6 protein-coding genes and 2 pseudogenes are annotated in these 11,769 nt (G+C 68.4%); 6 read left to right on the forward strand and 2 right to left on the reverse strand.

What is annotated here, in order from left to right; all coding sequences use genetic code 11:
- Window positions 1–888: pseudogene (locus U9980_RS05535) on the reverse strand (high frequency lysogenization protein HflD); the annotation flags it as partial.
- A 65-nt stretch (window positions 889–953) separates the two neighbouring features.
- On the reverse strand, window positions 954–2,294 hold the full coding sequence (locus tag U9980_RS05540) for a tetratricopeptide repeat protein (RefSeq protein WP_322766964.1): 1,341 nt from the start codon (window positions 2,292–2,294) through the stop codon (window positions 954–956).
- Window positions 2,295–2,485: 191 nt separating this feature from the next.
- Between U9980_RS05540 and U9980_RS05545 the strand changes: the two genes are divergently transcribed.
- From U9980_RS05545 to U9980_RS05570, 6 genes and pseudogenes are all read left to right on the forward strand, one after another.
- Window positions 2,486–3,943, forward strand: a complete 1,458-nt coding sequence (locus U9980_RS05545) for a DUF4331 domain-containing protein (protein ID WP_322766965.1) — start codon at window positions 2,486–2,488, stop codon at window positions 3,941–3,943.
- Window positions 3,944–4,031: 88 nt separating this feature from the next.
- Window positions 4,032–4,469, forward strand: a complete 438-nt coding sequence (locus U9980_RS05550; protein WP_322766966.1) for a hypothetical protein — start codon at window positions 4,032–4,034, stop codon at window positions 4,467–4,469.
- Window positions 4,470–4,887: 418 nt separating this feature from the next.
- Window positions 4,888–7,659 carry a helix-turn-helix transcriptional regulator gene (locus U9980_RS05555; protein ID WP_322766967.1) on the forward strand — a complete coding sequence of 924 codons (2,772 nt, stop codon included), beginning with the start codon at window positions 4,888–4,890 and terminating at the stop codon, window positions 7,657–7,659.
- A gap of 100 nt (window positions 7,660–7,759) precedes the next feature.
- Window positions 7,760–7,960 (forward strand): hypothetical protein, encoded by a 201-nt coding sequence (locus U9980_RS05560; protein WP_322766968.1) that lies wholly within the window; start codon window positions 7,760–7,762, stop codon window positions 7,958–7,960.
- 95 nt (window positions 7,961–8,055) lie between these two features.
- A pseudogene (locus U9980_RS05565) lies at window positions 8,056–10,531 on the forward strand (ATP-binding cassette domain-containing protein).
- Between the two features lie 121 nt (window positions 10,532–10,652).
- On the forward strand, window positions 10,653–11,663 hold the full coding sequence (locus tag U9980_RS05570; RefSeq protein WP_322766969.1) for a Rieske (2Fe-2S) protein: 1,011 nt from the start codon (window positions 10,653–10,655) through the stop codon (window positions 11,661–11,663).
- Window positions 11,664–11,769 lie beyond the last annotated feature (106 nt).

The raw sequence follows: 11,769 nt of genomic DNA on the forward strand, positions 1-11,769 counted from the left end.
CCGTTCCGGGGCAAGGTTCGTCGACACCGACAGCGCCACCCCCAGCAGCAGCACGCCGAGCGTGTGGGTCACGGTCACCGCCAGCGCCATCAGGGCGAGGTCCCGGCGGGACGCCCGGTTGCCGGCGATCCGGGCCGCCATCACCGTCTTGCCGTGCCCGGGAGCGAACGCGTGGACCGCACCGAGCCCGACCGCCAGCACGACGGCCAGCAGGCCCATGCCGAACGAGAGCGTGCGGCGCCCGACCAACGCGGTGAAACGCCCGGTGAGCCCGCTCGACCCGGCTGGGCGCACAGCGGAACTCTGGTTGCCGTCGAGGGGGTCGAGGACAGGCGGTCCGCCTGGCTTTGCCCGCAGTGTCGCGCTGCTGACGTCGGACGGGCTGGACAGCGGGTCCGACGGATACGAGGCGAGCAGCCCACTCGGCGACCGGGTGGGAACGTCACTGGCGACAAGGGTGGTCCGATCACCCAACGCCACGGTCTCCCGCCAACCCACCCGGTCGGTGTAGGCCCGCAGCGTGTACCCGACCGATGCGGGGGTGGCGCCGGTCTCGACCGCGTACCGGCAGACCAGCCGCAGCAGCGACAGGCCGCCCGCCCCCGGTGGGAAGCTCAGGGTGCCCGCGGTCGGCGTGAGTGGACGGACCCGGCCGTCCACGGTCAGGTCGGCCTGGCCCGCGATACGCCCGCATTCCTGCTCCCGCCAGTTCGTGGCGCCGACAGCGTCGATCGCCGGACGGGTCTGGGTGGTCGGGATCTCGGCCATGTCCACGATGACGTCGACGAGCACCCGGTCCGGCTGCACCCGCAGCACGCTGGAGGTGTTCACGGTGTAGTTACCCAGCGGATGAGCCGATGCCGCTCCCGCCGACAGGCCGACGATCATCAGTGCGATCACCGCGACGGCCGACCAGCGCCATGGGCCGCGCCGGCCCGGCCGCGTCGTCGCCATCACCGGCCGCCGGCAAGGGTGGCCAGCAGCGTCGCGGCGCGTGGGGCGTGCAGCGGGGAGAAGTACGGGTTCGTGGCGAGCGCGGTCCGCAGGTCTGCCGCTGCCGCGTCCCGCTGCCCGAGCGAGGCCTCGATCACGCCGAGGTGGTAGCGCAGAAGTGCACGTTGGGTACCGAGCGCAACCGCGGCGCGTGCGTGAACAAGGGCCTCGGAGTCCCGGCCGAGCTGGTGCAGTGCCCAGGCGTCGGCGTCCTGGACGAATATCCCGACGCGGGTCCTGATCTGCAGATCAGTGGTCGCGAACGCGGCGGCCGGGTCCCCGTGGTCGGCCTCGAACAGGGCCAGGTCCACGCCGACGTCCACCCGCTGCGTGCGGAACAGCTCAGCGGTGGTTCGCGCCAGTGAATACTGGGTCCGCGCCTCGTCTCCCCGGCCCACCGACTCCAGCAGTTCCCCATACTCGATGACCAGCGCCGGCGTCGGCATGCGGGTCACCACGCTCTGGTAGTCGGCCAGTGCGGTCTCGATCTGGCCGCGGGCCGCGGCCACCCGGGCCCGCCCGCCGAGCAACGTTGCCGAGGACGGATCTCTTTCCAGGCCCCGGCGGTAGGCATCGTCGGCACCGTCACGATCACCGCTGTTCCACGCGAGCTCGCCGAGGTGGAAGAGGGCGAACGCGGCATCCGACGGGGATGTCGCGTCGGCGAGCACGCGCTCCATGGCGTTGCGGGCATCGGCGACGTCGCCCTGCAGCTCGAACGCGTAGGAGACCCGGGCCAGTGAGGCGACATCCGGCCGCAGGTCGACCGTGTGCTGGACAGCCTCCCAGGCCTGCGGGTAGCGGCCGAGCTCGATCAGCGCGTCCGCGCGTATTCCGCCGGCGGTCGCGCTGTACGGATTGATCGCTATCGCCGCGTCGGCGAGCCGCAGCGCCTCACCGAAGTCGTGGCGGGCCGCCGCCAGCGCCGCCTGCCCGGCCAGCGCGGCGTCATTGTCATCCGGTCGGATCGCCAGGGAGCGGGCCAGCGCGGTCTCGGCCCGCGGGTAGTAGGTCGGGTCGCCGGTGACCCTGGCCCGCTCGACGTAGGTGGTGCCAAGCGCCGCCCAGGCCGTCCAGTCGCCGGGAACGAGACCCAGGTGCCGTTGGAGATCGCTGACGGCCCGGGTCGACACGTCCTGCGGTGCGGGCCCGGTGGCCCCCGGTGCCGGCGCCCGGGGTGCCGGCACCCGCGGATCAGTGCCCCCGAGCACGCCGGTGGGGATCAGCGTCGCTCCCGCCAGCAGAGCGACCGCGGCCGTCACCACCGCCCCGATCATCGTGGCGGCTTGTCGTTTCCTCATCTGGGTTCCCTCCCGGTGGCGGGCCTGCACAGTGCTGTTCGCAGCAGGCCGGCCTCCGGATGGGAGGAACCATGTCGGGTTTCTGACACCCGGCCGGTCATTGATACCCATCCGAACGGCCGCGGCGCACGAACAAGGGATGTCGCGACCGGCAGTTGGGCCGGTCCCTTCATCATCCCGAGGGGAAAATCATGATTGAACCGGATTCCACCGGGGAGGCACGTCGCCCCCGGGCCGGATCACGGACCCGGCCGGCACGGCGCGGGATCGCCGGCATCGCCGGCATCGCCGCGGTGACACTCGGCGTCGGTAGCGCGCTCGTGGCGCTGAGCCCGGCGGCGTCGATGGCCTCCAGCCACCGCGAGGCACCGCTGGTCGCCGCCGACCCGGCCATCGACAACACCGACACCTACGCGTTCGTCAGCCCGGACGACAAGAACTCGGTGACGTTGGTCGCCAACTGGATCCCGTTCGAGGACCCCAACGGCGGACCGAACTTCTACCCGTTCGCCAATGACGCCCAGTACGACATCAACATCGACAACGACGGGGACGCCAAGCCGGACATCACCTACCGGTGGACGTTCTCCAGCGCCTACAAGAACCCGAACACCTTCCTGTACAACACCGGTGTCGTCACGTCACTGGACGACCCTGACCTGAACTTCACCCAGACCTACCGGCTGGAGGTGGTCAGCAAGGGCCGCTCCACGGTGCTGGCCGACAAGGTGCCGGTGGCACCGTCCAACGTCGGTAAGACCTCCATGCCGAACTACGCCGCCCTGCGCAACCAGGCGGTCAAGCCCCTGCCCAGCGGGCTCACGACGTTCGCCGGCCAGGCCGACGACCCGTTCTTCCTGGACCTGCACGTGTTCGACCTGCTCTACGGCGGCAACCTGTCCGAGATCGGCAAGGACACCCTCGCCGGCTACAACGTCAACTCGATCGCGCTGAAGGTACCGGCCTCGTTGCTGGCCCTCAAGGGCGACGCCGGCCGCAACCCGGTGGTCGGGGTGTGGAGCACCACCCAGCGGCGCAGCACCACCATGGTGTCCCCGACCAACAGCTCCGGCCGGGCGATGGGCTTCGGGCAGTGGTCGCAGGTCTCGCGCCTGGGCTCACCGCTGGTGAACGAGGTCATCATCCCGGTCGGCCAGAAGGACCGGTTCAACGCCTCGACACCGTCGCGGGACGCCCAGTTCCTCAACTACGTCACCGACCCCGAGCTGGCCCGTCTCTTCCAGACCTTCTACAAGATCCCGGCACCGAAGACTCCGCGTAACGACCTCGTCGCGGTGTTCCTCACCGGTATCAGCAAGGCGAACCTCGGCGTCGACCTCACCTCACCGACCCTGAACAAGGATGCCGACCCCAAGGACATCGCCCCGTCCGAGGAGCTCCGGCTCAACATGTCCGTTCCACCCACGGCAAGCCCGAACCGCCTGGGCGTGGTCGGCGGTGACGCCGCCGGCTTCCCGAACGGGCGGCGCCTGACCGACGACGTCGTCGACGTCGAGCTCCAGGCCGTCGAAGGTGTCCTGCTGCCGGGCACACCGGACGCCGTCAAGGGGCTGGGGGACGCCGTGAACGCCAACAACATCCCCTTCCTGGGCACGTTCCCGTACCTCGCCCTGCCGAACTCACGCTGACGCTGAAACACGGCTGACGCTGAAACCACGGCTGACGCTGAAACCACGGCTGACGCTCGGAAATGATCCACACGGGAGGAGGACCGCAATGATGCTGCGCACACCACCGTCGATCAGGATGGCCGCGGCAGCCGCCGCAGTGTTGGCCGTGGCCGGGCTCGCGGCCGGCTGCGGGGGCGGCGGCGGGACCACCGCCACCAAGCCGCTCCCGGCAGTCGAGACGTTCCAGGCCGGCGCCTGCCGGGATGCGGCGTCCGGGCTGGTCGACACCCTGCGCATCGCGCGTCGGGGCAATGACAAACCCGACGGCATCAAACTCGTCGCGACCGACCTGATCGACCCGCAGGAGAAGCTCTACGACCAGATCCCGACCGCGGGCGAGTTCGCCCCGGACATCGAAAAGATCACAACCGCGATCGGCTTCCTCCGGCTGCGGGTCGACACCAGTACCTACGAGCCGAAATTACTGACCGAGGTGACGACAACGACCGAAGCGCTGGTCAACCGCTGTACCTCCAGCCGCTGATCTACCGGCAGCCACTGGTCGTCAGCTGGCACCCTGGGGACATCGGCCTCCGGGTGCGCGAGAAGAACCATGATCGCACACCCTTTGGCCCTCAGGCCGGGATCGGGGTGGGGCGCGAGCACCGCTCCCCACCCCGATCGCACACGACGTTTCCCACGCCGAGTTTCCCCAGCCGATTCTTTCGATTCACCCGGGGTCTACCGGGCGCGTTCGTCGAATTGCGCCGGAATCACCCGCAGGCCGGGAACACGGTATATATGATGACAGGCGGCCGGTGGGCGAACCGCCCGCCAGCCCCGCCAGCCTCGCCGGACCCGCACCGCGTCGGATAGATGACTCCCCGGGTGGCGGCGTGGCGCCGGTGAATATCATCCCCTGGAGTGGACTGCCAATGTCACCCGGCGGATGGGCGTGAAACATGAGTGGGGGCGGGCCCGGTAGCGCTGTCAATGACAATCTCGGCCATCCCGACGGATTTGTCGCGCGACAATCGGAGCTGAGCTTCCTCGGTGCCAGGTTGGCGGACGCGCGGAACGGTGCGCTCACGGTTGTCGCGGTAACCGGCGAGCAGGGTGTCGGCAAGACCACGCTCGTACGCCGGTTCCTCGAGGGGCTCGCCGACGACACGCGAACGCTGGTCGCCAGCGGCGACGAGGCCGAGTCGACGCTGGCCTTCGCAACCATCGCCCAGCTCCTCAGCGGTGTCGACGAACCGCTCGTAGCGCCGAATCTCACCGCGTCGGACGGCAGCGCGCAGGACCCGCTGCGGGTGGGAGCCGCCCTGGTGGCGCTGGCCGGCCAGATGCTCACCGAGTGCGCGACCCTGGTCATCGTCATCGACGACATTCAATGGGCCGACACCGCTTCCCAGCGGGCTCTGGCGTTCGCTTTACGCCGGCTGCGCTCGGACTCCATTCTATGTCTGCTGGTCATGCCGACCACACCCGCGGTGCCACTCACCGACGGGTTGCTGCGTTTTCTCGCCGAACGGGGAACGCCACTGCGCGTGCGCGGACTGGACCCGTCTGACCTGCGCGAACTGTCTCGGCTGGTGTCCGGCAGCCCGATGTCGACCCACGCGGCCGAACGTATCTTCCAGTTGACCGACGGCAATCCGCTGCACGCCCGCGCGCTGCTGGAGGAATTTTCCTCGGATGCGCTGGACAACGACGCCGAACCGTTACCGGCGCCACGCTCGTTCACGCTGGTCGTGCTCGGCCGGCTGGCGCAGTGCGCGCCCGATGGTCGCGCACTCACCATGGCGGCAGCGGTGCTCGGTCGGTCCTGCCAGCTGGTGGACGCGGCCATGATCGCGGAGATCAGGGCGCCGCTGCCCGCGCTCGAGCAGGCGGTCGCATCGTCATTACTGATCGAGGAGACCACGAGGCTGGAACACCGGATCGCCTTCGCCCATCCGCTCGTACGGTCGGCAATCTATCATGATCTTGGACCGGCGCACCGGTCGGCCCTGCACCTGCGAGCCGCGCAGCTGGCCCATGACGACAGGGCCCGGCTGCGCCACCGGATAACGGCGACGATCGTTCCCGATCCGGACCTCGCGGCCGAGATCACCGTCGCGGCGGAACGCCTGGCCGTCGAGGCCCGGTGGGCCGCCGCCGGCGACCTGATGATGGACGCGGCACGACTGACCCCGGATCGGCCCACCCGGGAACGGTTGTTCGTCGATGCCGTCGACTTCCTGCTCTATGCTGGCGAACTGGCCCGCGCGGGTCGCCAGACCGACCACGCCGGGCTCATCGAGAACGCGGCACGGCGCAACTACCTGGCGGGACGCCTTGCGCTCGTCCAGGGCGCCTACAAGGAGTCCACCGCCTACCTGCGCGCGGCGTGGACCGCGGTCGACCCCGCGGCGGACCCTGCCTTCGCGCGCACGATAGCCGAGCAGACCGCGCTGACGCTGTCGTTCCAGGGCCTCAACCGCGAGGCCGCGACCTGGGGCTTTCGCGCAATGGGCATGCCAGGGACACCGGCGGTCCGGCCGTGGCAGCTGCTCGACATACAGATCAGCGCGCTGATCGGAGCCGGGCAGTTCGACCAGGCACGGGAGCTCGCGGCGTCCGTGCCGGAGCCCTACGCCAGGCAACGGGACGGATTGTTCGGCAGGGGATATGTCCTGCTGGCCTCCGACCGACTCGAAGCGGCGCGGGAGGCGTTCACCGTCACCGCCACCGCCTACCGCCAGCACGGATCGGTGGGTTACGCCCTCGGCGCGCTCGCCTTCCTCTCCGACACCGAGTACCGACTCGGAGCATGGGACGACGCGCTCCTGCACGCCGAGCTCGCCGCGTCGATCGCCGGCGACGCCGAACAACACTGGATGCTTCCACTGTGCCATGCGGTCGCCGCGGCGCCGCTGGCGGGCCGGGGCCTTGCGGCAGCTGGCGAACACCTCAAGGTCCTGGACAACCCTAGATGGCCGCCGGACGACGCCACCCACGGGCTCGCCGCCGCCACACGCGCCAAACTCGCGCATGCTGCCGGGGACACCGAGGGCGTTCTGGCCGCGCTGAGTTTCTTCACCACCATCACGGAGATGGCCGCACCCGAGCCGGCCTGGATGGCGTGGCGACCGATGTACGCCGAGGCGCTGGCTGCCCTGGGCCGCCCCGACGATGCCGACGAGAGCCTGCGTCCCCTCGAGGAGGCCGCGACCGAGGAAAAGCACCGTTCGGCGCTGGTGGCCTGCGCCCGGGCACGGGCGGCCATCGAGATCGCGCGACGCCGGCCGGCAGCCGCCGAGGACGCCTACTGCGAGGGTCTGGCACTGGCGGTGGACCAGCCGATCCCGTTCGAACGGGCGCTCCTCGAGCTGGGGCACGGCGCGTTCCTACGCCGGTCCAGTCGGTCAGACGAGGCCACGGCCGCCCTCAGCGCGGCTCAGGCACGGTTCGAGGCACTCGGCGCGCGGCCCTACCTGCTCCGCTGCGACCGCGAACTCGCCGCCTGTGGGCAGGCTCCGACACAGCCCCGGGGCACCGATCCGGCCGGTTCGCTCACCCCGCAGGAGCGGACGGTGGCCCAGCTGGTCTGTACAGGCCTGTCCAACCGCGAGATCGCCGCTGAGCTGGTGCGCAGTGTCAAGACCATCGAATACCACCTCGGAAACGTGTACGCGAAGCTCGGTGTGCGGTCCCGCACCCAGCTGGCCGCGTGTCTGCGCGCCGGGTGACGAAAACCTGGGGAAATCCCCGGGGACACCATTGCGTAATACGGCTACCGTCAACCATGTCGGCTCCGGGTGCAAGGCGGAGGGTGATGGGCATTCCGTGATGGACGACACCGAAGGTGGCGAGACTGCCGCGGTAACCGTGCGGCTCGTCATGGAACTGACCCCGGTCACCACCGACCGTATCGACGGGCGCATCCGTTTCGACAACGAGCGCATCGCGGAGTTCCACGGCTGGATGGATCTGATCCGCGTCCTGGAAGAGGTGATCGCGATACACAGCCCGCCGCCGGCCGATGGCTGACACCGCGACCGGCCCGTGCCCCCAGGGGGCACGGGCGGCGCTCCGTCGGCGGATTCCCGACACGTTTTCAACACATGGTTCCGAAGGGGTAGGACGTGCCTGTGACGCTGAGACTCGTCAGCGGAAGTCATGAGGCGACCGTGCCGACCGGTCGACCCTTTGTCGTCGGACGCGGCCGGACCGCCGATCTTGTCTTGACGGATGCCCGGGTTTCGCGTGAACATCTGGTGATCGAACCGGACGCTCAGGGTTGGACGGTTCGTGACGTGAGCTCCAACGGCACCTGGCTGGGCGGTCAGCGGGTGCGGCGGGTAGCTGTGGAAACGTGAGATTCGGCTGCGCCTGGGCACGCCGACCGGCCCCGAGCTCACTGTTCTGCCCGTTCCCGTTCCCGTTCCCGTTCTACCCGTTCCCGCGGACTCCCCCGAGGTCGGCGGTGCGGATCGGGATCCGCACTCGCAGCTGCTGACCCTGCGGCCGGACGCCGCGGGTTATGAGCCCGGTCCGAAACTTCCGCGCTCTGACCGCCCCGGCCACCCCGACGATTTTCTTCAGGTGGACAGCCTGGAGGGTGCGCACGAACGCCGCAACGTCCATCGGCTGTTTCGTGGAACGTTGTCGATCGGGCGGTCCGGGGGTAACGACATCACGGTGGGTGACCTGCTCGCATCCCGGTGGCACGCCGAGCTCCTGATCGGCGACAGCGGGGTTGAGATCGTCGACCTGGGGTCGGCGAACGGGACATTCGTCAACGGTTCCCGCGTCACCAGGGCAGTTCTCGCCCAACGTGACGTGATTGCCGTGGGGCATCATCTCTTCCAGGTCGAGGGTGACCAGCTGGTCGAGTACCTGGACGCCGGTGATGTCACCTTCGAGGCCGACGGGCTGAGCGTGTTCGTCGGTGATACGCAGATCCTGCATTCGGTGAGTTTCCGGCTGCCGGGTCAGGCGCTGTTGGCCGTCATCGGTCCGAGCGGAGCCGGTAAGTCGACGTTGTTGAACGCACTGACCGGATTCCGACCGGCGGATCAGGGAACGGTCCGCTATGCCGGCCGGGACATGTACAACGAGTACGATGAACTGCGTCGCCGGATCGGTCATGTCCCGCAGGACGACCTGCTGCACACGACACTGACCGTCCGCAAAGCGCTGGACTACGGGGCGGAACTGCGCTTCCCGCCGGATACCACGAGGGCGGAGCGGCGGACGCGGGCGGACGAGGTCCTGGCCGAACTGGGTCTGACGCATCGGGCGGACCTACCGGTCCAGAAGCTCTCCGGCGGCCAACGAAAGCGCACCAGCGTGGCGCTTGAACTCCTGACCCGGCCCACGCTGCTGTTCCTGGACGAACCGACGTCCGGTCTTGATCCAGGTCTGGACAAGAACGTGATGGGCTCCCTGCGGGGGCTGGCCGATGACGGGCGGACGGTCGTCGTCGTAACCCACAGCGTCGCGCAGCTTGATGTCTGCGATTATATTCTGGTACTCGCGAAGGGCGGGTATATCGCCTATTTCGGCCCACCGCGGTATGCTCTGTCGTTTCTCGGTAAGAGCGTCTGGGCCGACGTCTTCGAAATGCTGGAGGAGACGCCCGGGGAGGTCCTGGCGGACCGTTTCCGGGAGTCGCGCTTCTACGTACCGGCATCGGTCACCGCGCCGCCCGCCCGACCTGTGCCGGCGGAGCTGCCAAGCGTCCGCCAGCAGTCGGTGCTGTTCCAGACAATAACTCTCAGCCGCCGCATGCTGAGTGTCATCGCCTCCGACCGCTCGTATCTCGGGCTCGTCATCGCTTTTCCGTTCCTGCTGGGCATCATGCCCCGGGTGGTGGGACGCAACCTGGACGTGCTTCCCAACCGGCCGAATCAGGACGCGCCGCTGATACTTCTGGTGATGGTGCTGTGCGCCTGCTTCATGGGGATGGCCAATTCGGTCCGGGAGATTGTCAAGGAACGGGCGATCTACCGGCGGGAGCGGGCCATCGGATTATCCAGAACCGCCTATCTCGCGGCGAAGGTCGTCGTTCTCACGATGGTCACCGCGGTGCAGAGCATCGTGTTCACGACGATCGGCATCCTCGGTCATGAACCACGCCACGCGGTGGTCCTCGGCTCCCCGCTGCTGGAACTCATCGTCGCGGTCACCGTGATCTCACTGTCGTCCGCAATGATCGGCCTGGTGATCTCGGCACTGGTGGACAACTCGGACAAGGCCATGCCACTGCTTGTGCTCATCACCATGTCACAGGTCATGTTCAGCGGCGGGCTCGTCGCGGTGCACGGCAAACGAGGGCTGGAGGAGATCAGTGCCCTCGCGCCCGCCCGGTGGGGTTTCGCGGCGGTCGCCTCGGCCGCCGATCTCAACAAGGTGCAGAAACGAGGAGACCCGCAGTTGAATCCGGACAGCATTGCCGACCCGCAGTGGGCACATACGGCGACCGTCTACCTCACCGACGTCCTCGCGTGCCTGACTCTCGGCATCCTCGCGGTGATCCTTACGGCCCTGTTGCTCCGGCGGATGGATCCGAAGATCGTTCACCGGAGATTCCGCCCGGCCTCCGTCGGCTCGCAATAGAATTCTCCCGGTCCGCCGCCACTCGAACTCGGCCGGCGGCATCCCAGCGTCCAGCCGGCCAAAGGCGACGCGATCATTGCTCCTCCGCGTCGCCGGCCGCCCAATAGGTTCAGGAGGACCCGTGACAGCGTTGCGGTGGCAACGACTCAAAGCCCATGACCGACAGCTCATCCAATCCCGACCGGCGTCCGGTGAACAGCGGACCGACTACCCGATCGGCTGGTATTTCGCGCGTTTCAGTGAGGATCTCGCCCCGGGGCAGGTGGTACCCGTTGAGTTCATGTCCCGCCGGTACGCGCTTTTCCGCGACCAGGACGGCGCGGTGGTGATGATCGATGGCCAGTACTCCGCGGCGGACCGGGATCCGCCGCGAGCGCGTCAGCCCACGATCCCGGTCCTGGAGCGGGTGGGGAACATCTGGTTCTGGTACGGCCCGGAGCCGGCCCGGGAGTTCCTCGACGTCGCGTCATTCGACTCATCCCGGTACACGAATGTCAAAGGGGAGATCCACATCGGCCGCAGTGACCCGTTGCCGATGTTCGAGCATGTCGCAGACTCGTATCATTTTCCACACAACCACAAGGCGGCCGGGCAGCTCGAATACATCGTCACCGCCAACGAAGGAGACCGTTTCGAGTTCCAGCTGCGACCGGCGCCGGGGACGGACGGGGTCAACGTCCAGCGGTTCTTCAAGCCCCATGCCTTCATCGAGATGGCGGGGCCCTGCATCGCCGTCTACCGAGCGCAGAAAAACGCCACCATCAATCGTGACTCGCCGCTGCTGACAGTTCTGCTCGGTGCCACTCCGGTCCGGGAGAACGTCTCCATCCTCTCCTGGCGGATCGCCGTCCGCAAGGTCGGAACGACGCCGTTCCACAGCCCGTTGAACTGGCTGCTCACCCGGGCGATCTGGCGTGTCATAGCCTGGAACGTGCATGTCGACCTGGAAGTTCTGAAATGGATGAGACGGCCGGCCAAGACGCTGTGGGTGAAGCCCGACGGTTCGTCCGTCCGCGAGTACCGGAACTTCTACAACCGCGCCATCATCACCGGTTGGCGTCCTGATCACCAGCCTGATCCGCAGCCTGCGCCGGACCGGCCGGAAGCCGAACTGACCGGAAATCGGGACTGATCCGCGGCGCGCGCCGTCCCGGTCCTGTCCGGGCTCCCGGCCACTCTCAGGGCCCGGCGCCGGTCGCCGCGTTCAAGGCGTAGACCCGGGAGTCCAGGCTGCCGAT

The organism is Protofrankia sp. Cr1, assembly GCF_963555865.1.
Taxonomy (GTDB): domain Bacteria; phylum Actinomycetota; class Actinomycetes; order Frankiales; family Frankiaceae; genus Protofrankia.